Consider the following 24,775-nt stretch of genomic DNA (forward strand, 5'->3'; position numbering starts at 1 on the left):
AGCCTAACGGCTAAAAAGTTAGGCGAATCAACGCTTGCGGAATTCCGCAAGCGACTAAAAGTATTATTTTACAAGGAGTTTTTATATGAACGAATTTGAAACAAGAATAATTGATATAGATGTTGAAAATATAAGAAGAAAACTTCAAAATATGAATGCTGTTAAAGTAAAAGAGGAAAATCAAATAAATAACATATATGATTTTCACGACAAAAGATTGATAAATAGCAAAGGATATGCAAGAATAAGAATAGTTCACAATTTACTTGATAACTCAAATCATTATTACATGACTACAAAAAAGTTATTAAGTCAAGGAACATATAAAATAATGGAAGAAAATGAAACTGAAATACTAGATGCTGATTCTGGTGAAAAAATATTTGAGTCACTAGGGTTAGAACTTATTCAATCAATAAAGAAATATAGAGAAAGTTATACATATAAAAATACTCTAGTAGAAATTGATATAAACGACAAAAGTTTCTGTCCTTTTCCTTATATAGAAATAGAAACATCTGATGATAAAGAATTAGAAGAAGTAGTTATATTACTTGGTTATACTATGAGAGATACTACCTCAAAAACTATATTTAAAATATTAGAAGAGAGAGGACTTTAATGTCAATTTTAGAATTGGAGAATTTTTAATATGTTTGGTTATGTTACTCCATGTAAAATGGAGCTTAAAATTAAAGACTATGAAAAGTTTAAAGCTTATTATTGTGGTTTATGCAAATCCATAAAAAATAATATAGGCAATATCCCAAGAATGGCACTTAATTATGATATGACTTTCTTGGCTATACTTTTAGATTCATTAAATGATACGACCCCTGTTTATGTAAAAGAAAAATGCAGCGTCCATGCCTTTAAGGGTAAAGCTATTATTAAAAATAACCCTTGTTTACATTATGCTGCTTTTTGTAATACAATTTTGAGTTATTATAAATTTTTAGATAATGTGAATGATGATAACTCTGTTAAAGGAAAAATTTTTTCAATGCTTTTCAAAAGGTATTTAAAAAAAACTCCTATAATTTTAGAGGATCATATTAAATATATAGAGAATATATTAACTGAGCTATATAACTATGAATCTAATGCCAAAAATGCATCAATAGATTCTTTGGCACACCATTTTGCAGAACTTACAGGATTTATTTTAAGTTCTTATAAGAATGATGATAACAAAGATACATTATATTGGCTAGGCTATAACCTTGGGAAATGGATTTATATTATAGATGCCTTTGACGATTTGGAAGACGACATGAATAAAAATAAGTTTAATGCTGTAAATGCTTGTTTTAACAATGATAATCTTCCATTTAATGAGTTCTCTAAACAAGTGGAACAAAGAATAGACTTCATTTTAGGCACCTGTGCTTCTCAATGTGTTTCTTTTCTAAATAAGCTACAGCTGAAAAAAAATGAAGACTTATTATATAATATTTTGCAATATGGACTTTTAGAAAAAATGGATAAAGTGTTTAAAAGGAGTGCTGATAAAAATGAGAAATCCCTATGAAGTGTTAGGAGTAAAAGAAAATGCCACAAAAGATGAAATAAAAAAATCTTATAGAGAACTAGCAAAAAAATATCATCCTGATCAATATGGCAATAATCCTTTAAAAGATTTAGCTGAAGATAAAATGAGAGAATTAAATGAAGCTTATGATTATTTAATGAAAAATACTCCTGATGCTTCTTATTCTAACAATAACCAAGGAGGTTATAATAATAATTCTTCATATCAATCAATTGAAATGGATATTAGAAATAGTAACTTTTCTTCAGCAGAACGAAAATTGAACGGTATTACTACAAGAGATGCTGAATGGAATTATTTAATGGGTTTACTTAATCTTCAAAGAGGCTGGTATAATGATGCTTACAATAATTTAAGTATGGCTTGTAATTTAAATCCTGGGAATATGAAATATAGAGAAGCTTTTAATAGATTAAATAGCATGAATAATTCTTACAGAGAACCTTATTATAATAATAGAAGAAAAGATACAGGTTTATGTGATATATGCGCTACTTTATATTGCCTTGACTGCTGCTGTGAATGTAGTGGTGGAGATCTTATAAGTTGCTGCTAAAGTTAGGAGTGTATTCATATGGATAGTAAAAATACTAAGGCTTCTTATATATCTAAAGGAGGCCTTTTTACAGCCTTTGGGGTTATTTGTATATATTTGAGTACATTATTACCTGTAAATAAACTTTATTTACTAGCAATAGCTTCTTGTATTATTCCACTGTCCGTAATTACAACAAATATTAAAAATGCACTAATTATATACGCTGCCACTTCAGCTCTTTCTATACTTATATGTGGTTTTAAAATTCCAGTTATACTTTATATAATATTCTTCGGATCATATGGCACTATAAAGTATTACGTTGAAAAAATAAGAAAAATGTACCTGGAATTTTTATTAAAATTAGTTTTCTTTAATGCTGTTATGTTTTTTATGTTTATTATTTATAAGATTTTCTTTCCTAATATATTAAAATTAAATATATCTATATATTTTATAATCATAGGTGCTCAATTTGCATTTTTAATATATGATTATGTGTTAACACTATTTATAGATGTAGTAAACAAAAAGTTTAATCTTTAAAAAACTTTTTCAATATTATTGACATATTTATCATATCTGATATAATATTTAATGTTGATAAAAATATTGCCCATTAGCCAAATGGTAAGGCACCTGCCTCTGGAGCAGGCATTGTGTTGGTTCGAATCCAGCATGGGCAGCCATTAAAGAATCCTTAATTTTGAGGATTCTTATTTATTTATGTTTTAACGATAATCCTTGACAAAATGTTTCTATTATTATAAAATTTAGAATAAGTTAATTATAAGGCTTTGAAAAGGACTAGTAATGTTTATATCTTCAAAAGAGAGCTGTTAAAATTGGTGCAAAGCAGCGTTGATAAAATATGAACTCACCTTAGAGCTTATCTATTGAAAAATAGATACGGTTAAAACCGTTATATTTTTGAGTGAAACCTTTATTAGGTTTAATTAGAGTGGTACCGCGGAATTTTGGCCTTTCGTCTCTTAAAATAGACGAAGGTCTTTTATTTTATTTAAATATTGTCAACAATAATACTATAAATTAGTAAACTTAACAGATAAAAGTATGAAAAGGAGCGATAACATGGGTAACTATGGTACTAACATTGATGAAAAATGGCAAAACAAATGGGAAGATTCTGGAATTTATAAATTCGATGAAAATAATCCAGGAGAAAAACTTTATACTCTTGAAATGTTCTCTTACCCATCAGGAAGTAAACTTCATGCAGGACATTGGTTTAACTATGGACCTGTAGATTCTTGGGCTAGAATGAAGAGAATGCAGGGCTTTAATGTATTCCAACCTATGGGTTTTGATGCCTTTGGACTTCCTGCTGAAAACTATGCAATAAAAACAGGAATACATCCAAAAGATTCTACTTTGAAGAATATTGAAACTATGGAAAAACAGTTAAGAGCTATGGGAGCCATGTTTAATTGGGAAAATGAAGTAATCACATGCATGCCAGATTACTACAAATGGACTCAATGGGTATTTTTAAAGCTTTATGAAAAAGGCTTAGCTTATAGAAGTGCTGCACCTGTAAATTGGTGTCCTAGTTGTAATACAGTTTTAGCTAATGAACAGGTAGTAGAGGGTGCTTGCGAAAGATGTGGTACTGAAGTTATAAAGAAAAATTTAACTCAATGGTTCCTTAAGATTACAGATTATGCTGAAGAATTATTACAGGACTTAAATAAATTAGATTGGCCTGAAAAAACTAAAGCTATGCAAAGACATTGGATTGGTAAGTCAAAAGGTGCTGAAGCTATTTTTAAAGTAGATAAATCTTCTATTGAATTTAAAGTGTTTACAACTAGGGTAGATACTCTATTTGGTGTAACTTATGCAGTTTTAGCTCCTGAAAATGATTTAGTTGATAGACTTACAACTGATGAATATAAAGAGGCCGTAGCTAAATATAAAGAAGATGCTAAAAAACAATCAGATATAGAAAGACAGTCTATCACAAGAGAAAAAACTGGAGTATTTACAGGATCATATACCATTAACCCTATAAATGGAAGAAAGGTTCCTATTTGGGTTGCTGATTATGTTTTAAATACTTATGGTACAGGGGCAGTTATGGCAGTTCCTGCTCATGATGAAAGAGATTTTGCCTTTGCTACAAAATACAATCTTCCAATAGAAAGAGTTATTGAAGGAGGTGACTCACTTCCTTACACTGGTTATGGTAAAATGATGAATAGTTCAGAATTCAATGGTCTTTCTGGAGAAGAAGGTAAAGAAGCTATAGTAAATAAACTTAAAAGCATGAATCTTGGTGGTTGGAAGGTTAACTATAGACTAAGAGACTGGTTGGTTTCAAGACAAAGATATTGGGGTGCTCCTATTCCTATAGTATACTGTGAAAAATGCGGAACAGTAGCCATAGCTGAAGAGAATCTTCCAGTGGAACTTCCTTATGATGTGGAATTTTCACCTGACGGAAAATCTCCTTTATCAAAATCACCTGAATTTATAAATACAACATGTCCTAAGTGCGGCGGACCTGCTAAAAGAGAAGCTGATACTTTAGATACTTTTGTATGCTCTTCATGGTATTACTTAAGATATCCTGATAATAAAAATTCAGAAAAAGCTTTTGATACTGAAAAAATAAATAGACTTCTTCCTGTAGATATGTATGTAGGTGGACCAGAACATGCATGCATGCACCTTTTATATGCTAGATTTATAACTAAAGCATTAAGAGATATGGGATATTTAAACTTTGATGAACCTTTTCTATCATTGAGGCATCAAGGATTAATCCTTGGCCCAGATGGCTTGAAAATGAGTAAATCAAAGGGAAACACTATATCACCAGATGATTACATTAAAGAATTTGGTTCAGATGTATTTAGAATGTATCTTATGTTTGGATTTGATTATTCAGAAGGTGGAGCATGGAGTGATGATGGTATAAAATCCATAGCAAGATTTGTAGATAGAATTGAAAGAATCTTAACTTCTTGTAGAGAAATAATTAATGACTCTGAAAATAACAAAACTTCATTAGATAAAGCTGAAAAAGCATTAAACTACATAAGACATTTTTCTATAAAGTCTATATCAGAAGATGCTAGCAAATTCCAATTTAATACTTCTATAGCAAGACTTATGGAATATACAAATGCTCTTTCTAAATATTTATCTGAGGATGTAAAAAATGCTGTTTTCTTAAAAGATGTTATAGTTGATTTTATAAAACTTATTGCACCTTTTGCTCCTCATTTTGCAGAAGAGCAATGGAATCTTATAGGCATGAATTTCTCTATATTTAATGAAAAATGGCCTGAATTTAATTCTAATGCATTAATAAAGGATGAAATAGAAATTGCAATTCAAGTTAATGGAAAAGTAAGAGCTAAAATAAACATAGCTACAGGACTATCTGATGACGAAATAAAAGAAATTATTCTTAGCAATGATGAAGTCAAATCCTTGATCAAGGATAAAGAATTAAAAAAGGTTATAGTTGTTAAAGGTAGACTTGTAAACATAGTTGTAAAATAGTAATAGAGGGCTTACAGCCCTCTATTTGTACATTTCAAGAACTTTTTCTGTATTTCTTAATAAATTAGCAAGTTCAAATACTTCTCCTTCTTCTATAAGCTTATTCAATTGAGTTTGATATCTTTTAGCCTCTGAAAACTTACTCATAGACGATAGCGTCAATATATTATTCATTATATCTGAAACAAGGCTTGACTTTACTTCGAACAACTTTTGAGCATCTTTTATTTCATCTTTTATTTCAAGCATTTGCTCATCTAATTGAAAGGCAGCATCCCCAGCACTCTTTAATTTTAATTTTATATTATCTGGTATTTCATGCTTATATTTATAATTAAGAGAATGTTCTATAGTTGCCCAAAAATTCATTGCTAAAGTTCTTATTTGAAATTCTGCTAAAATATCTTTTTCACCATCTGCCATATTTACAGGATATTTTATAACAACATGATAACTTCTATAACCACTTTCTTTCACATTGGTTATATAGTCCTTTTCATATAGTATTTGCATATCCTTTCTTCCTCTTATTATTTCAACAACCTTCTCAATATCATCAACAAATTGACACATAACCCTTATACCTGCTATGTCCTCTATTTCATTATCTATTCTATCTAAAGGTATATTAAACTTATTAGCTTTTTCCAATATACTAGATATTTCTTTTACTCTTCCCGTAACAAATTCTATAGGCGAATACTCATTCTTCCTTCTGTATTCCTTTCTCATACTTCTAAATTTAACTTTTAATTCTTCAACTGCTTGCTCATAAGGTATTAAAAATGCCTTCCATTCCCCTATAGCCATATGCACTCACCCCTATACAGTAGATTTGATGTAATCATTTCTTATATTATACTACTACTTTTGTTATTTATAACTAAAATAATATAATTTAATTAGTTTTTTTGATATAATAATTTATATGAAATCTTTTAGATGATGAAGGAGATGTTCCAATGTCAAAAAATATATTTTCCGGTTTGGAAGATTTAGGGTTTGATGATATAGATGAAATAGATTTGTACCATACTAAAAAAGAACAAATAAAGAAAGAAGAAATACTTCACTTAACCGATGAGGAAAAGCAAAGAAATTTATTATATAATCGTGAGGTTACATGTCCTGTTTGTGATAATGTTTTTAAAACTAAAGCAGTTAAAACTTCAGCTGCTAGGATTTTAAGAAAGGATTCTGATTCATTCATTATATTTGATGTTATAAATCCTTATTTTTATGATGTATGGATTTGTAACAAATGTGGATATGCTGCAATGAAAAGAGACTTTAATAAAATAAGAAATTCTGAAACTGAACTAGTAAAGGAAAAAATCAAACCCAAATGGCATCCTAAAACTTACCCAGACGTATATAATGTAAATATAGCCATAGAGAGATTTAAACTTTCTTTATTAAATTATTACGTAATAGATGCAAAAGCTAGCAAAAAAGCAATGAATTGCTTAAAAATAGCTTGGATGTATAGATTATTAAAAGACTCTGAAAATGAGACTACATTCTTAAAGCAAGCTTTAGAAGGCTTTAATACTGCTTATTTTAATGAAGGTTTCCCTTTGTATAATATGGATAAGTTCACTTCCATGTATATCATAGGAGAGTTAAATAGGAGATTAGGGAATAATGATGAAAGCTTAAAATGGTTCAGTCAAATAATAACTGCTCCAGGTGCTCCTTCGAAGCTTAAAGATAAGAGTAGAGATCAAAGAGACTTGATAAAAGAAGCTGAAGACTTAGAAAAAAGTGCTGATAAGTCAAATGCTGATGAAACTTCTATAAAAGAAGAAAATCCAAAAAAAGGATTTTTTTCAAAATTTTTCAGTTAATACATTTACTAAAAAATATTAGCTCTAACATATACATCAAAAAACTATTAGAGCTAATATTTCAGTTAATAAAATCATATATAAATTTATAAAAATCTATAACTCTTCCTCTTATAAAACCCTTATAGGATTAAAATTTAAATAATCTGCTGATGTAACAATATATTGAATTCCATCCACTTCTCCTCTTACAGCTTTTGATAGAGATGCTCCATGCAAATGTCCATATATAACAAGCTTTACACCATATTCTTTAAATATACTAACAAATCCAGAATCCATATTTTTATCATATACGGGAGGATAGTGAAGCATAACAATAAAATTGTTAAATCCAGCTTTTACAGCGCTGTCCAAAGATAGTCTCAATCGTCCAAGCTCTCTTTTATATATTTTTTCATCATGAGCTGAAAAGTTATCTCCTCCTGGAAATGTCCATCCTCTAGTACCACATATAGCATAATCTCCATATGCAAAAAAATTATTTTGTATAAATTTCATATCTTCATACATTTCATTTAATTTCGTAATACTTACCCACCAATAATCGTGATTGCCTTTTACCATAACCTTTGTACCTGGCAGTTTATGAATCCATTCTAAATCTTGTATTCCATTTTCTATTTTCATAGACCAAGATATATCGCCTGCTATAAGTACTATATCTTCTTCCTTTATCTTTTCAATCCAATTACTTTTAATTTTTTTATCATGTTGAAACCAATTTTCACCAAATATATCCATTGGCTTATCACCATTCAAATCTAAATGTAAATCAGATATTGCAAATAATGCCACCCAACCACCTTCTATTTTCCCATATTTTTATCTACATCCATTACATAAGCTATTACCTTCGCCACTGCATCATACAATTCAAAAGGAATGGAATCTCCTACATCTAAACTGCTCAAAAGATCTGTGAGTTCTTTATCATATACTATTGGTACATTAGCCTTTTCTGCATTTTCTATTATTTTATCTGCAACATATCCCATCCCTGCTGCAGTTACAACAGGCGCTTCATACCCCTGTTCATATCTTAAGGCTGCAGCTTTTTTCCTTTTATCCATAATAATCACCTCTCAATTAATAAGGGGATTTCAAATATTATAATATATATTATAAAGCGTTAAACCTACATTGTAAATTAACTTAATATTTTAATCTTAAACCTTTCTATCTATTAATCCTAAGTTATCATCTTGAAAAAATTCTCTACAATTTACAATATTAACTTCTTGTTTCCTTTCATTTACATATATATTTAAATTATACCCTATATCCATTAGTCCATTAAAAATACGGTCTTTTCCATTATCCAATAGCTTAATCCACGGGCCATCGCACTTTATATTTATATCCATATTATAATTATTTACCTTTATATAGGCATCCACCACACCAATATTATTTGTATTAACAGACGCTGCTATTTTTACATTAGTAGAATCTATTTTCTTACCTTTTTTTCTTTCATCTTTTATCATAAGTTTACACTGATATTCTGAATTGTCTACATTTAAAGGTAAGTCCATATAATAATATGAGTTTGACATAGTATTAAAAATTTTGAAGTCATTCATATTCTTATCTAAAACTTGCGCAATATTGCTAAACGCTTCTAATTTGGTATCACTGCTTTTTTCTAACACTCTTTCTATTATATTTTTCATTTCTTGAGTTTTTTCATTTATCTGCTCTTTTATAGCCTTTGTAATACTATCTACAATTTTTTCTTTATCATTTATATTATTTTTACTTACATAATTCTTAATTTCCTTTTCAATAGTTTCGCCTGTTTCTATTTCTTTATTTGTTATAGTGTTTTTAATTTCACCTGTACTTTGCTCTTTAACCTTATTTTCTATTTTAACTGCAGCATTATTATTCTCTAGGCTTCCTTCTTCATTTTTTACATTACTATTAGTCACACTTTTATTATCATTTATACTTTTATCACTATTTGTGTTTTTGCCTTGATTTTCAGTTGTATTTATATAATTATTGCTTTGTTTATATGTTACATTTTCAGAACTATTCTCTACTATTTGTTTTCCTTGTTCAGCATTAATATAAATTTTTTCACTTTTCACATTTCCATCAGGTTGCTTTTGTATGTTATCCTTTAAAACCTGTTGTTCTATATTTTTAATTTCCTTATATAAATTTCCTGGTTTCTTGAACATATCATTAAAACTTTTAATATTATTCTCTGTCAAATCAATATTATTTTCTGCAAAAATAAGTATTTGATCTTCTGAAAGGTTCTTCAACTCATTAAAAAAACTTTTTAATGTACTTTTAATCTCTTGACCTTTAAGACTATCTGGAAGTACATTTTTACTTTGCATGTACTTACCTATAAATGCGTTTTCCTCTTCTGGATTCTGTTTTATTTTATCCATAAAATCTACTATAGTTTTCATATTTGATATATTTTCTTTTGTTAAAGGCATCTCATGCTTTATCATCTTATTTAAAAGAGGATAGTCTTCTTTATCTACATTAATACTTTTACTTTTTAATAAAAAATCTATAGAATCCTCTTCTGTATTATTTTTTTTATTATCTGGATTTAATATCTTTAATTGAAGTTTTCCATCTTCAAAGCCTTCTACTTGAAATCTCATCAAACTTTGTGGTAATATATCTACACCCTTTTGAATTTTTGCTGAAAATTGCCATCCATCTAAAAGCTTTAATAAAACTTCTCCTGTTAATTTATCCAAATTCATAATTCTAGCTGCAAAATTCTGTCCAACTTCAAAGGATAATTTACTAAACATTCTCTTGGTATTAACATTATAAGTACTATTTATATTCCATATACCTGCCATAGTATTCACCTCCTTTTTATTATCGTATGTAAATAAAAAAAAATCCAGAGTTACCTGGATTTTTTTATATTAATTATTCTTTGCAAATTCTCTCCTGTTGTTTTTTTCTTGATGAAGAATTGGAGATACACTTTTATACATTACAAATGTTAAACAAGATAATATTATTCCTTTAATTAAGTTAAATGGCATAATAGCTAAAACTACAAAACTATTTAGGTCTTTTATATTTGGATTTATCTTATTACCCATTGCTACTATAGCACTTATAGGGAAATGAAGCACTGTTTCATATAAGGGCAATAATATAAAGTAATTTAAAACACTAGCTACTAATGACATTGCAACTGTTCCTATAGCTAAGCCAAATATAGCTGTTCTTCTACTTTTATTTTTATTATAAATATATCCTGCTACTACTACTAAGATTGATCCTACCGCAAAGTTTGCTAATTCTCCTATGAAAGCTGTTCCTCCAACAAATAATCCATGAAGTAAATTCTTTAAAAATTCTATAGATATACCTGCTACAGGTCCTAATGCAAAAGCTCCTACTAAAGCTGGCAAATCACTTATATCAATTTTCAAGAAGCTTGGAAATAATGGTGTAGCTATTTCTATAAACATAAGTATAAATCCGATTACCCCAAGTAAAGACACCTTCACTAATCTGTTTAATTTTTCGTTTTTCATTTTTTACCATCCTCCAATTAAATTTAAGAACTTAAAATAAATTCATCTTCTTTGGGATTTGATGTATAAGTATAAACAAAAAACCTGGTATATAATACCAGGGCGAATAAACATTATACTTTATCTTCTTCCATCCAGACTTTACTGTCGGCTTCGGAATTACACCGAATCATACCTATTAAGGCTCGCGGGCTATACCGCCGGTGGGGAATTTCACCCCGCCCTGAAGACTAATTTTATTAACTTTTATGTTTATATTATAGTACAAGTTTTTTTAAAATTCAAGTAATATAACAAAACAATTTAAACATATTATTTCCTAATAATCATTTTTTCATAGTTAATGCTATTCTTTTCCTTTTTTCATCTACTTCGAGCACAGTTACTTCAACTATATCTCCAACTTGCACTACATCCAATGGATGTTTTACAAATTTATCTGATAACTGGCTTATGTGTACAAGTCCATCTTGATGAACACCTATATCAACAAATGCTCCAAAATCTGCTACATTTCTTACAGTCCCTGTAAGCTGCATACCTGGTTTCAATTGAGCCATATCTATAATCCCAGTTTTTAATACAGGCTTTGGCATTTCTTCCCTTGGGTCTCTTCCTGGTTTTTTCATTTCTTTTATTATATCTTTAAGCGTAGGAACACCTATTCCCAATTTTTTTGCTAAACTTTCAATGCCTATATTCTCTACTCTTTGATCTATATCTGCTAATTTTACATTTTTCAAATCTTCTATTGTATATCCTAATGTAGTTAATAAAGCCTTAGCAGCTTCATATGATTCAGGATGAACTGATGTATTATCCAAAGGCTCCTTGCTTTCCATAACCCTTAAAAATCCTGCACATTGCTCAAAAGCTTTAGCTCCCAATCTTTTAACTTTCAAGAGCTCCTTTCTACTTTTAAACTTACCATTTTCTTCTCTATAACTTACAATATTCTGTGATATCGTTGCATTTACTCCTGAGATATAACTTAAAAGTGATGGAGTAGCTATATTTAAATCTACACCTACACTATTTACGCAATCCTCTACAATGCCTTTCAAAGATTCATCTAATTTTTTAGGTGCAACATCATGCTGATACTGACCTACCCCTATAGATTTAGTATCTATTTTTACAAGTTCAGCTAGTGGGTCTTGAAGTCTTCTTCCTATGGATATAGCTCCTCTTATGGATACATTTATATCTGGATATTCTTTAGCTGCTAGTTCAGATGCTGAATATACTGAAGCCCCTGCTTCTGATACAATAACATAATAAAGATCTTTGTTCTTTTCTTGCTTAACTTCTTTTATTAATCTTACAATAACTTCTTCAGATTCTCTGCTAGCAGTACCGTTTCCTAATGATATAACACCAACATCATACTTATATACTAATTCTTTAAGTATTTTTATAGATCCTTCCACATCATTTTTAGGTACTGTTGCATATACTGTAGCTGTATCCATCAGCTTACCTGTATCATCTAGCACAGCTATTTTACATCCTGTTCTAAATCCAGGATCATAGCCCAACACTGCTTTTCCTTTAATAGGAGGCTGCATTAATAGTGCTTTTAAATTAGCCTTAAATATCTTTATAGCTCCCTCTTCTCCTATATCTGTGAGTTCAGCTCTTATTTCTCTTTCAATAGATGGATATATAAGTCTTTTTAATGAATCCTTTATACTTTCTTCTATATAAATATCTGTATTGTTATTTCCTTTCAAGCACTGGGATTTTAAATAGACAATTATTTTTTCCATGTCTACAGTTATTTTAACTGAAAGGATCTTTTCTTTTTCTCCCCTATTTATAGCAAGTATTCTATGAGCTGGAATACTTTTTACAGCTTCTTTATAATCATAATACATTTCGTAAGGAGTAGTTTCATTTTCCTTATTTTCACCAGCAGTTTCTATAAGTCCTTCATTTTTAACTAAGTTTCTAATCCATTTTCTATATCCAGCAGTATCAGATATAATTTCACTTATTATATCCATTGCACCTTGCAGTGCTTCTTCCTCTGATCTTACTTCCTTTTCTTCATCTATAAATTCATTGGCATACCCTTTTATATTATCTTTAAACTCACCATTCCATATGACTTCTGCTAATGGTTTTAGACCCTTTTCTGATGCTATTATGGCTCTTGTTCTTTTTTTAGGCTTATATGGTCTATATATATCCTCTATTTCAGTTAACGTATCGCATTTCATTATGACTGCTTTTAATTCATCTGTGAGCTTATCCTGTTCATCTATAAGCCTTATAACATCATCTTTTCTACTCTCTAGATTTCTTAAATATGTAAGTCTTTCAAATAGATTTCTAAGAGTTACATCATCCATATTACCAGTTACTTCTTTTCTATATCTAGCTATAAATGGTACAGTATTTCCTCCATCTAAAAGTTCTATTACACTTTCAACATTTTTCTTATTTAAATTAAGTTCTTCTACCAATCTATCTACTATATTTTTCATATTACTTATACTTGCCTCCAACCTTATTATCTTAATTTAAACACCCTAAAACAATAATAAATAAGGGTGTCTATTACAAATATTAAGCTACTATTAAGTAGCAATTTTCATTTTACATTAAAAATAACTAATAATATATTACACCACCAGCATAGTATTTGGCAAATTAATATAAGCTAATAACTTCAAATAATATTAAATTCTAGTAATTTCTTAAATCTACTGTGTTACTGCCTTTTTATTATTTTTAATAAATAAACATATTATTACAGCAACAATAAGTACCCCTACTTCAATCGTAAAGGTATGGCGTACTCCTAAAACTAATGCTAAAGCTTGCTGTTTAGAATCATTAGGATTACTTGCAGTCATTAAATAATTCTTTTGGTAAGCAGACATAATAGCAACAAATAATGAGGTTCCAAATGCCCCTGCTATTTGTTGTAATGTATTCATTATAGCAGTACCATGGGGATAATATTCTGGTGGTAACTGATTTAAACTATTAGTTTGAGTTGGCGTATTTATCAATCCTACAGCTATTAATGAAAGACAATGCAAAATAATTATTGTTGGAATAGTTATGCTAAGTGACAGACTTCTAGAAAATACAAAAAATACAATAGTTGAAATAATATATCCTGGAAGAATCAATACTTTAGGACCAAACTTATCATAAAGATGTCCTGAAATAGGTGATACAATTCCATTAATAAGTCCTCCCGGAAGCATAACAAGCCCTGCTGTAAAAGCTGCTAATCCCAATGCCCCTTCAAGAAACATTGGCAAAAGAAGCATAGTTGCAAAATTAACCATGTGCATAATTATAATAAGTATAGTTCCCAATGTAAACATTGGATACTTAAATGTATGCATATCCAACATAGGTTGTTTCATATGTAATTGACGTAATACAAACATTGCTAGTGCAATACATCCAACAATCATAGGAACAAGCATTGTAGTATTAGATGCTCCTCCTATATTACTAACTCCATATATAAATCCACCAAAACCAATAGTTGATAATACAACCGATAAAACATCAAGAGTTGGCTTTGATAATTCTGTTACATTCTCTATATAAATATATCCAAGTATAAGTGCAACAACAGAAAAAGGCGCTATACCCAAAAATAGCCATCTCCAATTAAGAGATTGTATAATTAATCCTGAAAGAGTTGGACCAATAGCAGGCGCACAAAACATAACAAGATTAAATATTCCAAGTGCCTTTCCACGTTTTTCTATAGGATTAATAATTATTAAGGTATTTATTATATTAGGTATTAAAACACCTGTTCCTACAGCTTGAACCAATCGGCCTACTAACAAAATTGAAAAAGCAGTAGAAACTCCACATATAATTGTTCCAAGTATAAATATAACTACAGAAGCTAAAAATAATTGCCTTGTCGTAAATTTCTGAGTAAGAAAAGCTGAAATAGGTATAGAAATACCCATAATAAGCATATACCCTGTGCTTAACCACTGAACAGTATTTGCAGTTACACTAAACTGCACCATTAGGTTTTTTAATGCCATGTTTAATACTGTTTCATTTAACATGCAAAGAAATCCAGCAGTTATTAGTGCTATACTAATTGGCACTACTTTAAAAACTTTTTGTTGATATTGATTTTCTTCTATTCTTTCTTCCATTATATCGATCTCCTATTAAAATATTTTTCAATTACTTTTTATTACATTGTTTTATTTTTTGTTCCTCCGTACACGTATTTTCATTAATTTTACTAAGAACATCTACAAATAGATCCAATTGATCTTTTGGAATACCAAATATCATATTTTTAAATAATTTTTCAATAAAAGGATACACTTCTTCCTTAAGTTCTTTACCCTTATCAGTAGTATAAATTAAAAAAGCTCTTCTATCTTCAGGTGACTTTTTTCTTATAATCAAACTCTTTCTTTCTAAAATATCTAATATCCTTGTTAATGTTGCCTGATCTTTTTCTACTTCCTTAGATAATAATTTCTGATTGATTCCCTCTTTCTCAACTAATTTTAATAATACTGCCCATTGTTCTGTAGTAATATCATATTTTTCAAGGTTTATGGATAAATATCTTTGTATTTTTTTATTGACATAATTTATGGACATTCCAATGGATTTATCTAGAGATGTAATCATTTTCTCCTCCTTTATATGACGAAATAATAATTGTTATAAAAATAATTGTTATACTAATAATATGCTTACCATTTATATTTGTCAAGCAATGCAATCGTAGCCAATAAATTAAATAATAAAAACCCATAAATTTATTTCACTTGCATATGCAAATGAAACAAGTTTATGAGTTTTCATAGATGTCATAAATACATTGCAAATATACTTATGATCTTCAAACACTTTAATTATATTGTTTTAAATATTCATTTATAAATTGATCTATATCGCCATCCATTACTGCATTAATATTTCCACATTCTACAGATGTTCTATGATCTTTTACCATAGTATAAGGTTGAAATACATAGGATCTTATTTGACTTCCCCAGCCCATGTCTTTAAGTTCTCCAGTTAAATCCTCTATTTTTTCCTTATGGGCCCTTTCTTTAAGCTCAGCAAGCTTAGCTTTTAACATTCTCATTGCTTCTTCTCTATTATGATGCTGACTTCTTTGATTTTGACATTGTACTACAATTCCTGTTGCAATATGAGTTATTCTAATTGCCGATTCTGTCTTATTTACATGCTGTCCTCCTGCTCCACTAGATCTATAAGTGTCAACTTTTATATCATCCGGCTTTATATCTATATCTTGATTATTAGTTAGCTCTGGTAATACTTCAATAGATGCAAATGAGGTCTGCCTTTTTCCATTAGCATTAAAAGGTGATATTCTAACTAATCTGTGAATTCCCTTTTCAGCCTTTAAGTATCCATAGGCAAATTCTCCAATTACTCTCAAAGTAGCACTTTTAATTCCTGCATCCTCTGCTGGTAAAATATCTACAGTTTCAATTTTAAATCCTTTTTTTTCTGCCCATCTTGTATACATTCTAAGAAGCATTTCTGTCCAATCTTGAGCATCAGTTCCACCAACACCTACATGAATATTCATTATAGCATTGTTCTTATCATATTCTCCAGAAAGTAATATTTCAATCCTAAATCTTTCTGTTTCATTCTCAATATCTTCTACTTCCCTTATTATATCCTTTGATGAAGAAAGATCATTTTCATCCATTGCAAGCTTAGTTAAAAATTCAGCATCCTGAATTTTAGTTTCAAGTTCTTTATATTTGTCTAATCTAGATTTAAGGAATCTTTCTTCACTTGTTATTTCTTGTGCTTTATCTGTATCATTCCAAAAGTTAGGTTCCTGCATTTTTCTTTGCAATTCTTCTATTTTATTTTTAGTGTTTCCTACGTCAAAGTGAATCCCTAATTTCTTTTATGATTTCATTTAAATTATTCAAAGAGCTTAATACTTCTTCTAATTGAATTACCATTTAATCACACTTCCTTTTATATAAATATAAGAAAAACTTTTTGCCCTTGCAAAAAGTTTTTCTAGAATGCATCTACACTACTCAAATCTTCCACAACAGTTTTTATATTTCTTACCACTACCACATGGACATGGGTCATTTCTTCCAACTGTTTTTTCTTTTCTAACTGGTTGTTTCTTTACTGAATCATCATCTGCTTGATTTGTATGAATTTCTTTAACTACTCTCTCTCTTTCTGGAGCTTTTTGTATTTCAACATGCAATAAATACTTAATAGTATCTACCTTAATGTTATATATCATTTCTTCAAACATTTCACTTCCCTCAAACTGATAAGCTTGAGCTGGATCTTGTTGTCTGTATGCTCTAAGTCCTATTCCTCTCTTTAAATGTTCCATATCATCTATATGATCCATCCATTTTGTATCTACCACTCTTAGAAGAATAACTCTTTCTATTTCTCGCATTTGTTCTTCGCCAAACTCTTCTTCTTTATGTGAATATATATCCTGTGCTATATCTATATACTTTTCCTTAATTTCTTCATTGGACAAGTTCTCTAAATCTTGTAATTTAACAGAATCCTTTGTAACATATAGTTCTTCCATATAATGAATAAGCTTTTTTAAATCATTTTCGAATTCTTCATCTATTCCTGACATATGAGAGTCTACTACTGTAGAAACTAAATCTTTAAGCATATTTCGAATTTGTTCCTTTAAGTCTTCTCCTTCAAGAACTTCAGATCTTTGTTTGTATATGATTTCTCTTTGTTTATTCACAACATCATCATATTGAACTACTGTTTTTCTTATGTCAAAGTTGTTTCCTTCAACTTTCTTTTGTGCATTTTCTATGGCACCTGAAACCATTTTACTTTCTATCGCTTCGTCATCACCAAGTCCTAATTTTCCAACTAATCCTTGAAGTTTATCAGAACCAAATATTCTCATAAGGTCATCTTCTAATGAAACGTAAAATCTTGACATTCCTGGGTCACCTTGACGACCAGAACGTCCTCTAAGTTGATTGTCAATTCTTCTTGATTCATGTCTTTCAGTACCTATAATCTTTAAGCCGCCAACTTCTACAACCCCTTCTCCAAGTTTTATATCCGTACCACGACCTGCCATATTAGTGGCTATAGTAACTGTTCCAGATTCTCCTGCATAAGATATTATATCTGCTTCTTTTTCATGGAATTTAGCATTAAGTACTTGATGAGGTACTCCTTTTTTCTTTAACATATCAGAAAGTAATTCTGATTTTTCTATACTTACTGTTCCTACAAGTGTTGGCTGACCTTTTTTATGAGTTTCCACTATGTCATCTACTATTGCCTTAAACTTTCCTTTAGCTGTTTTATAAACCACATCAGGTAGGTCCTGTCTAGCTATTGGCTTATGAGTAGGCACTACTATTACGTCTAATCCATATATTTCTCTAAATTCATTTTCTTCTGTTAAAGCTGTACCTGTCATACCAGCAAGCTTTTTAAACATTCTAAAATAGTTCTGATATGTTATAGTTGCAAGAGTTTTAGATTCTCTTTCTACTTTAACTCCCTCTTTTGCTTCTATAGCCTGATGAAGACCATCACTATATCTTCTACCTTCCATCATTCTTCCCGTGAATTCATCTACAATTAATACTTCACCATCTCTTACCATATAATCTTTATCTCTCTTCATCATATAGTTAGCTTTTAAAGCTTGAACTACATGGTGCTGTATTTCCATATGTTCAGGATCAGCAAAGTTCTCTAATTTAAAGAAATTTTCTGCTTTTGCAATACCTTCATCTGTAAGCATTACTGCATTAGCTTTTTCATCAACATTAATATCTGCATCTTTATCCAAAGATTTAGCAAAATAATCTGCTACTTTATAAAAATCAGTGGATTTTTCACCTTCACCAGAAATTATAAGAGGTGTTCTAGCTTCATCTATTAATATAGAGTCAACTTCATCTACTATAGCAAAATTCAAACCTCTTTGAACTCTTTCTTCTTTGTATATAACCATGTTATCTCTTAAATAGTCAAATCCATATTCACTATTAGTACCATAAGTTATGTCACAATTATAAGCCGCTTGTCTTTGACCTTGATCTAGATCATGAAGAATTACACCTACTGTAAGTCCTAAAAACTCATACACTGGGGCCATAGTATCTCTATCTCTTTTTGCAAGGTAATCATTTACTGTAACTATATGTACGCCCTTTCCGGTAAGTGCATTTAAATATGCAGGTAAAGTAGCTACTAAAGTTTTTCCTTCACCTGTCTTCATTTCTGATATTCTTCCTTGATGAAGAACTACTCCACCTATAAGCTGTTCTCTAAAATGCTTCAATCCTATAGTACGAAATCCAGCTTCTCTAACTACAGCAAAAGCTTCTGGTAATATAACATCTAAGCTTTCTCCTTTTTCTACTCTTTCTTTAAATTCAGTTGTTTTAGCTTTCAATTCATCATCAGTTAATTTTTGAATTTCGGAGTCTAAAGCATCTATTTTATTAACAATAGGTATTATCCTTTTAACTTCTCGGTCACTATATGTACCAAACATCTTCTGAAAAATATTCATTAATTTCATCCTCACATATCAAATTTTTATAAAGTTATACCTTATAGATTATAACACCTAATTCTTAGCTATTCAACTTTATATACAACTTACTTATCATAGTTTAAAATTTTGTTACATTTAATATACATTTAATATTAATAAAACAACATAAGTTTTAATTAAAAAGAGGAAGCCATTAAGCCTCCTCCCACATTTCTATTTAAATTTAAAATTCAGGTTCTATTAAACCATAATTACCATCTTTTCTCTTATACACTACATTTACTTCTTCATTTTCTGAATCTTTATATACAAAGAAGTTATGTCCTAAAAGCTCCATTTGAAGAACTGCTTCTTCAGAAGACATTGGTTTTATTGCAAATCTTTTTGTTTTAACTATTTTAGATTCTTCTTTATCCTTTGGTTCTAAGTCAGGTATAAACTGAAATTTAAGCGAATCAGAATGAGTTCTTCTCTGAAGTTTTGTTTTTTGTTTTCTTATCTGTCCTTCTAATTTATCTACAACTAAATCAATAGATGCATACATATCATCATTTTCTTCTTCACCTCTTAATATAACACCATTAAAAGGTATAGTGACCTCCACTATTTGTCTATTCTTCTGTACACTTAATGTAGCATATACTTCTACATCAGGGTTGAAATACTTTTCAAGTTTTGATAACTTCCTCTCCACTGTATTTCTTAATGCACTAGTTACCTCGATATTCTTTCCACTTACTGTTATTCTCATACTTTCAGCCCCTTCCTTGATAATATTGCAAATTTTATCATATTGCAATATTAAGAATGTTTTGATTTTTTATTAATTCTATTTTAATACTGTTTATAATAAATTACAAGACCATAAAAAGGAACTAACGAAATATTATTCAAACTTATGTTAACATTGCTTAAAATCCTTTCTTTATTCTTGATTTCTTTCTTCATTTAATAGTATATTCAAAAATTCAAAAAAAATTAAAAGTTCTTAATCTAAATGATTAAGAACTTTTATATGAAGTCAGTTGACCTGGTCTTTGACCCCACACTCGCCTGCTGGAATCCTCGCTACCGGGAATTAACCTCTCACTACTAATTCTCTCGCTATTTTATATAACGGCAGGACTTACTTCTAAACCGCACCATGCTCATTAAATATTTTATTTAACTTACGTGGATCGCTTTGCCTGCGACTAGCATCGACTTTCAACCACAAACCTGACTTCCATATAATAAGATTATACTCTACTTTTCGCCGCAGTCAATACAGTAATTTCTTCCGCTCCATACTTTTTTAATTCTAAAGCACAAGATATTGCGGTTGAACCAGTAGTTATAACATCATCAACTATTAATATATTTTTACTTTCAATGCAATATTTTTTTAAAAATTGAAAGCTTCCCTTAATATTTCTCCATCTTTCCTCTTTACCTAATCCAATTTGATCCTTAGTGTTTTTCACCTTGCTTAGGCAATTAATAACAGGAATATCTAAAGACTTAGATATCATTTTAGACAAATAAGCTCCTTGATTATATCCTCTATTTTTTAATCTTTCTCTAGTCATAGGAACATACGTTATATAATCACATTTGATTTTTTTATTTTTTATAAAACTCACCATATATTCTGATAATATTTTACCAGCTTGAAAATTACTTTTATACTTTAATTGCAGTATTAAATTCATAATAGCTCCTGAATAGTATGATACACTATAACACTTAAAATTAATGCCTTCTCTTTTTATATCAAATCCATAGCTGCAAAATTTAATTAATGCTTCGCATTTACTGCATATATATTTTCCATCATAAGTTTCTTCTCCACAGCATATACACTTTTCATCATTTGAATATATTGTTTCTAAAACACAATCTTTTAAAAATATCAAATTTTTAATAATCCCATTTCCCATGCTTCTTTGTTGAAACTTCTAGCTATACTTTTTGCTTTTTCCATGTCTTCTGTTTCTTCATTAGCTAAAAATATAACTTCTCCTTTTAAGTCTCTTTCGCTCCTTCCTGCGCTAGCACAAAAATAGATAAGCTTTTTATAATCAAATTCAGCATCATCTGCAAAATACACCATTATATCAATATTCTTTATATTTGAAAAAGTTTCATAAAAATTATTCGTAATCAATATAGACCTTTTGACTTTTTCAAAATTATTGATTATCTTTTTATTACTGTTAGATTCACCTTCTTTGTATAAGTCCATTATACTTTTAGTAAACCCTGAGCAATAATTTCTTATATAAAAATGTACCTTTGGAACTTTATCCTTATTGGGTACACATATGATAACTTTTCTACCACAACTTATAGACCATTTTATATAGTCATATACCATAAAAGGTATATCTTTATTTACATCTATTCTTGTAAGTATCGTTCTTGGTTCTATTATAGGACTTTTATTATCTCTTACAGGAAGTAAAAGTTCTTTTTTATTTCTCATTATGTTTTCTACAGCATACATTATAACCTTAGTATTACTTTTAGAAATTTTCGTTATCAAACCTAATATTTCATAAATATTCTGCATAGGAAAACTATTTATATCATCATAAATTATCAAATCAAACTTTTCCTCTATTTTAGATGCATTATAAAAATTACTTATTTTCAATAATGCACTTGATTTTATTTCATTGTTTCTTAAATAAGCATAATTTCTAAACTCTGTATATTTCTTTATCTTTTCTATAACATTAACTTTTTCTGTGTTTTCATTTGTAATATACATTACTTTCCTATGATCAAACACATAATATAATATAACTTTTATAAATATTTCTGAAGAATTATAAGGTAATGATCTTACATTTAGAAATTTATCTCTGCCCATGCTCCAAGTTAATATATCTTCACTTAACTTTTCTTTTTCATTATTCAACCTCATCTTCTGAAATAACAACATTTACTTCACTCTCCATTATATCCATTATTCTATGTTTTAATAACGAATATCTTTCAAAACTTCTATCATTATCTATCATAAATTTTATAGCTTTTAATTCTCCTACTAAAACAACTAATTGTTTCGCTCTAGTAATAGCCGTATACAATAAATTTCTATTCATTAATAATGGCGCACCCATATACATAGGTATAATAACTACAGGAAATTCACTTCCTTGACTCTTATGTATAGTTACAGCATAAGCTAAATCAATTTCATCTAAATACATGTTGTCATATATAACTTTTCTATCATCATCAAATATTATAGCTACAGTATCCTTATCTTCATCTATATCCTGTATAAATCCAACATCTCCATTAAAAATACCTACTCCTTCACATTCACCTTCTCCTGAAACCCTAGTCCATTTCAAAGAATAATTATTTTTCGTTTGCATTATTTTATCTCCGACCCTAAATACAATATCTCTAAATTCTTTTTCTTTTTTATTTTGAACTTTAGGATTTAAAATATCCTGAAGTTTTTTATTTAGGTTAGAAACTCCCAAAATCCCTTTTCTCATAGGTGAAAGTATCTGTATATCATTGATTTTATTCCATTTTTTATTAAAGTTAGGCAACCTTTTATCTACAAGAGATATTAATGTATCTGTTATTTTATTTACATCTTCACATTTTATAAAGTAAAAGTCCTTGTTTTTTTGATTCATTAAAGGCATTTCCCCATTATTAATTTTATGTGCATTAACTACTATCATGCTTTCTGTTGATTGTCTAAAAATTTCCTTGAGCCTGACAACCTTAATACATCTACTTTCAATTAAATCCCGTAATACATTTCCAGGACCTACAGATGGAAGTTGATCCACATCTCCTACAATTATAATTCTTGTACTTATGTCGACTGCCTTCAAAAGGTTATTCATAAGCATAATATCTATCATGGAAGCTTCATCTATTATAATGACATCACACTCTAAAGTAGAATTTTCACCTTTAGAAAATAGCATACCTGGTTCTTCTTCATCACCAACCCCCATTTCCAAAAGCCTATGAATTGTTTTAGCTTCACGTCCTGTAGCTTCTGTCATCCTTTTAGCAGCTCTCCCTGTTGGCGCTGCCATAAAGACCCTAAGCTTAAGTTTTTCAAATACTTCTGTTATACAATTTATAATAGTAGTTTTTCCTGTGCCTGGTCCTCCAGTTATTATTTCAACTCCATTATCTATAGCACCCCTTATAGCTTCTTTTTGTGAATCCGCAAACTTTATATAATTATCATTTTCAAAACTCTCTATTTCTTCATTTACATTTATCTTAATATCACCATAATCATTTACAGCTAAAGTAAGTATCTTTTTTGTAACTCCAAGTTCACAATAATAATATGGAATTGTAAAAACACATAATTTATCTTCAAACTTTTCTAACTTTAGTTTTCCATTTATAGAACTATCATATATATTCTCTTCAATTTTTTCTTTAGCCACTCCTAATATACTAATGCCCTCTTTAAGTAACTTTTCTAATGGCATATATGTATTTCCAAGTCCACAAAATTGATTTATAATGTACCTTATTCCACTTTGTATTCTAAAAGGAGAATTTACATCTATACCAAGACTTCTTGCAATCTTATCTGATGTTTTAAATCCTATCCCTGATATTTCTTCTGTCAAAATATATGGATTTTCTTTTACAATTTTTATAGATTCTGTTCCAAATCTTTTATGTATCTTAACACATTGGTTTGGAGTAACTCCATAAGTCTGCAAAAAAACCATTATATTTCTTACTTCATTTTGCTTAGAATACGAATCATCTATTAATGCTATTTTTTTTGCACCTATACCTTCGATTTCTTTAAGTCTTTCTATGTGATTATCCAATATATCTAAAGTATTTTCACCAAACTTTTCTACTATTTTTTTAGCTGTAACAGGCCCAATACCAGATATTATTCCCGATGATAAATATCTTTCTATACCAACTATAGAATTTGGTACTATTTCTTCGCATCCAGAAACTTTAAATTGCTGTCCAAATTGTGGATGAAGAACCCATTCACCTATAAGCTTTAAATTTTGACCTTCCATAATAAAAGGTATACATCCTACTATAGTTATATTTTCACTTTTCTCTTTAATTTTCGCCACAGCATATCCATTTTCCTCATTTTGAAAAACTATATTTTCAACTACGCCTTGTATTTGCTGCATAAAATCTCTCCTAAATTTTTACTAGTGTTTTATTTTTAATTATATCATATGAACTTTATAAATATACAGAGTTCATAAA

General features: G+C 29.2%; 20 protein-coding genes, 1 tRNA gene, 1 riboswitch and 1 other annotated feature. Of the genes, 7 read left to right on the forward strand and 14 right to left on the reverse strand.

The window, feature by feature from the left end:
• The first annotated feature begins 85 nt into the window (after positions 1-85).
• The 6 genes from EG57_RS0223440 (at position 86) to leuS (ending at position 5,621) form a co-directional block, all read left to right on the forward strand.
• The gene (locus EG57_RS0223440; protein WP_032079513.1) at positions 86-622 is read left to right on the forward strand and encodes a class IV adenylate cyclase; all 537 of its coding nucleotides are present in this window, start codon (positions 86-88) and stop codon (positions 620-622) included.
• A gap of 30 nt (positions 623-652) precedes the next feature.
• Positions 653-1,531, forward strand: a complete 879-nt coding sequence (locus EG57_RS0223445) for a DUF5685 family protein (protein ID WP_032079514.1) — start codon at positions 653-655, stop codon at positions 1,529-1,531.
• A complete protein-coding gene (locus EG57_RS0223450) occupies positions 1,515-2,108 on the forward strand; it encodes a J domain-containing protein (RefSeq protein WP_032079515.1) in 594 nt (197 codons plus the stop codon). Before EG57_RS0223445 ends, EG57_RS0223450 begins: the two co-directional genes overlap by 17 nt.
• Before the next feature lie 18 nt (positions 2,109-2,126).
• Entirely contained in the window at positions 2,127-2,636 is a 510-nt protein-coding gene (locus EG57_RS0223455) for a hypothetical protein (protein ID WP_032079516.1), read from the forward strand.
• Between the two features lie 67 nt (positions 2,637-2,703).
• Positions 2,704-2,779: transfer RNA gene (locus EG57_RS0223460), tRNA-Gln, on the forward strand.
• A gap of 99 nt (positions 2,780-2,878) precedes the next feature.
• Positions 2,879-3,086 (forward strand) — a binding site (T-box leader).
• A 96-nt stretch (positions 3,087-3,182) separates the two neighbouring features.
• The gene (gene leuS, locus EG57_RS0223465) at positions 3,183-5,621 is read left to right on the forward strand and encodes a leucine--tRNA ligase (RefSeq protein ID WP_032079517.1); all 2,439 of its coding nucleotides are present in this window, start codon (positions 3,183-3,185) and stop codon (positions 5,619-5,621) included.
• Positions 5,622-5,642: 21 nt separating this feature from the next.
• Here the strand turns inward: leuS and yjbM are convergent, their stop codons facing one another.
• A complete protein-coding gene (yjbM, locus tag EG57_RS0223470) occupies positions 5,643-6,431 on the reverse strand; it encodes a GTP diphosphokinase (RefSeq protein WP_032079518.1) in 789 nt (262 codons plus the stop codon).
• A 152-nt stretch (positions 6,432-6,583) separates the two neighbouring features.
• On the opposite strand from yjbM, the gene EG57_RS0223475 reads away from it, so the two are divergent.
• Positions 6,584-7,468 carry a DUF2225 domain-containing protein gene (locus EG57_RS0223475; protein ID WP_084572316.1) on the forward strand — a complete coding sequence of 295 codons (885 nt, stop codon included), beginning with the start codon at positions 6,584-6,586 and terminating at the stop codon, positions 7,466-7,468.
• Positions 7,469-7,579: 111 nt separating this feature from the next.
• On the opposite strand, the gene EG57_RS0223480 is transcribed toward EG57_RS0223475, so the two are convergent.
• The 13 genes from EG57_RS0223480 to recD2 form a co-directional block, all read right to left on the reverse strand.
• On the reverse strand, positions 7,580-8,266 hold the full coding sequence (locus EG57_RS0223480) for a metallophosphoesterase (protein ID WP_032079519.1): 687 nt from the start codon (positions 8,264-8,266) through the stop codon (positions 7,580-7,582).
• Positions 8,267-8,277: 11 nt separating this feature from the next.
• Positions 8,278-8,541: an EscU/YscU/HrcU family type III secretion system export apparatus switch protein gene (locus tag EG57_RS0223485; RefSeq protein ID WP_029159190.1), complete on the reverse strand. Its 264-nt coding sequence runs from the start codon at positions 8,539-8,541 to the stop codon at positions 8,278-8,280.
• 96 nt (positions 8,542-8,637) lie between these two features.
• Positions 8,638-10,308 carry a hypothetical protein gene (locus EG57_RS0223490; protein WP_032079520.1) on the reverse strand — a complete coding sequence of 557 codons (1,671 nt, stop codon included), beginning with the start codon at positions 10,306-10,308 and terminating at the stop codon, positions 8,638-8,640.
• 69 nt (positions 10,309-10,377) lie between these two features.
• Positions 10,378-11,001, reverse strand: a complete 624-nt coding sequence (locus tag EG57_RS0223495) for an ECF transporter S component (protein WP_032079521.1) — start codon at positions 10,999-11,001, stop codon at positions 10,378-10,380.
• Positions 11,002-11,119: 118 nt separating this feature from the next.
• Positions 11,120-11,236: riboswitch (FMN riboswitch) on the reverse strand.
• Between the two features lie 91 nt (positions 11,237-11,327).
• Complete coding sequence (locus tag EG57_RS0223500) at positions 11,328-13,490, reverse strand: Tex family protein (protein ID WP_032079522.1); 2,163 nt, start codon at positions 13,488-13,490, stop codon at positions 11,328-11,330.
• Positions 13,491-13,709: 219 nt separating this feature from the next.
• The gene (locus EG57_RS0223505) at positions 13,710-15,152 is read right to left on the reverse strand and encodes an MDR family MFS transporter (RefSeq protein ID WP_052038065.1); all 1,443 of its coding nucleotides are present in this window, start codon (positions 15,150-15,152) and stop codon (positions 13,710-13,712) included.
• A 31-nt stretch (positions 15,153-15,183) separates the two neighbouring features.
• Positions 15,184-15,645 carry a MarR family winged helix-turn-helix transcriptional regulator gene (locus EG57_RS0223510; protein WP_032079523.1) on the reverse strand — a complete coding sequence of 154 codons (462 nt, stop codon included), beginning with the start codon at positions 15,643-15,645 and terminating at the stop codon, positions 15,184-15,186.
• Positions 15,646-15,868: 223 nt separating this feature from the next.
• A protein-coding gene (prfB, locus tag EG57_RS0223515; RefSeq protein ID WP_108849427.1) for a peptide chain release factor 2 occupies positions 15,869-16,973 on the reverse strand; the annotation gives its coding sequence in 2 pieces (ribosomal slippage) (positions 15,869-16,909 and positions 16,911-16,973; 1,104 coding nt in all).
• Positions 16,974-17,050: 77 nt separating this feature from the next.
• On the reverse strand, positions 17,051-19,561 hold the full coding sequence (gene secA, locus EG57_RS0223520) for a preprotein translocase subunit SecA (RefSeq protein WP_032079525.1): 2,511 nt from the start codon (positions 19,559-19,561) through the stop codon (positions 17,051-17,053).
• A gap of 208 nt (positions 19,562-19,769) precedes the next feature.
• Positions 19,770-20,297, reverse strand: a complete 528-nt coding sequence (gene hpf / locus EG57_RS0223525; protein WP_032079526.1) for a ribosome hibernation-promoting factor, HPF/YfiA family — start codon at positions 20,295-20,297, stop codon at positions 19,770-19,772.
• Positions 20,298-20,784: 487 nt separating this feature from the next.
• Complete coding sequence (locus EG57_RS0223530; protein ID WP_242859922.1) at positions 20,785-21,441, reverse strand: ComF family protein; 657 nt, start codon at positions 21,439-21,441, stop codon at positions 20,785-20,787.
• Entirely contained in the window at positions 21,438-22,472 is a 1,035-nt protein-coding gene (locus EG57_RS0223535; protein ID WP_032079528.1) for a hypothetical protein, read from the reverse strand. The genes EG57_RS0223530 and EG57_RS0223535 overlap by 4 nt, the downstream gene beginning before the upstream one ends.
• Entirely contained in the window at positions 22,441-24,696 is a 2,256-nt protein-coding gene (gene recD2, locus EG57_RS0223540) for an SF1B family DNA helicase RecD2 (protein ID WP_032079529.1), read from the reverse strand. The genes EG57_RS0223535 and recD2 overlap by 32 nt, the downstream gene beginning before the upstream one ends.
• Positions 24,697-24,775: the final 79 nt, after the last annotated feature.

It is taken from the genome of Clostridium drakei (assembly GCF_000633595.2).
GTDB classification, from domain to species: domain Bacteria; phylum Bacillota; class Clostridia; order Clostridiales; family Clostridiaceae; genus Clostridium_AM; species Clostridium_AM drakei.

What these genes read in the sequence shown, in the direction of transcription:
- EG57_RS0223440 (WP_032079513.1), top strand. Translation starts at nt 86, where the DNA reads ATGAACGAATTTGAAACAAGAATAATTGATATAGATGTTGAAAATATA.
- EG57_RS0223445 (WP_032079514.1), top strand. Translation starts at nt 653, where the DNA reads ATGTTTGGTTATGTTACTCCATGTAAAATGGAGCTTAAAATTAAAGAC.
- EG57_RS0223450 (WP_032079515.1), top strand. Translation starts at nt 1,515, where the DNA reads ATGAGAAATCCCTATGAAGTGTTAGGAGTAAAAGAAAATGCCACAAAA.
- EG57_RS0223455 (WP_032079516.1), top strand. Translation starts at nt 2,127, where the DNA reads ATGGATAGTAAAAATACTAAGGCTTCTTATATATCTAAAGGAGGCCTT.
- leuS (WP_032079517.1), top strand. Translation starts at nt 3,183, where the DNA reads ATGGGTAACTATGGTACTAACATTGATGAAAAATGGCAAAACAAATGG.
- yjbM (WP_032079518.1), bottom strand. Translation starts at nt 6,431, where the DNA reads ATGGCTATAGGGGAATGGAAGGCATTTTTAATACCTTATGAGCAAGCA.
- EG57_RS0223475 (WP_084572316.1), top strand. Translation starts at nt 6,584, where the DNA reads ATGTCAAAAAATATATTTTCCGGTTTGGAAGATTTAGGGTTTGATGAT.
- EG57_RS0223485 (WP_029159190.1), bottom strand. Translation starts at nt 8,541, where the DNA reads ATGGATAAAAGGAAAAAAGCTGCAGCCTTAAGATATGAACAGGGGTAT.
- EG57_RS0223490 (WP_032079520.1), bottom strand. Translation starts at nt 10,308, where the DNA reads ATGGCAGGTATATGGAATATAAATAGTACTTATAATGTTAATACCAAG.
- EG57_RS0223495 (WP_032079521.1), bottom strand. Translation starts at nt 11,001, where the DNA reads ATGAAAAACGAAAAATTAAACAGATTAGTGAAGGTGTCTTTACTTGGG.
- EG57_RS0223500 (WP_032079522.1), bottom strand. Translation starts at nt 13,490, where the DNA reads ATGAAAAATATAGTAGATAGATTGGTAGAAGAACTTAATTTAAATAAG.
- EG57_RS0223505 (WP_052038065.1), bottom strand. Translation starts at nt 15,152, where the DNA reads ATGGAAGAAAGAATAGAAGAAAATCAATATCAACAAAAAGTTTTTAAA.
- EG57_RS0223510 (WP_032079523.1), bottom strand. Translation starts at nt 15,645, where the DNA reads ATGATTACATCTCTAGATAAATCCATTGGAATGTCCATAAATTATGTC.
- secA (WP_032079525.1), bottom strand. Translation starts at nt 19,561, where the DNA reads ATGAATATTTTTCAGAAGATGTTTGGTACATATAGTGACCGAGAAGTT.
- hpf (WP_032079526.1), bottom strand. Translation starts at nt 20,297, where the DNA reads ATGAGAATAACAGTAAGTGGAAAGAATATCGAGGTAACTAGTGCATTA.
- EG57_RS0223535 (WP_032079528.1), bottom strand. Translation starts at nt 22,472, where the DNA reads ATGTTGTTATTTCAGAAGATGAGGTTGAATAATGAAAAAGAAAAGTTA.
- recD2 (WP_032079529.1), bottom strand. Translation starts at nt 24,696, where the DNA reads ATGCAGCAAATACAAGGCGTAGTTGAAAATATAGTTTTTCAAAATGAG.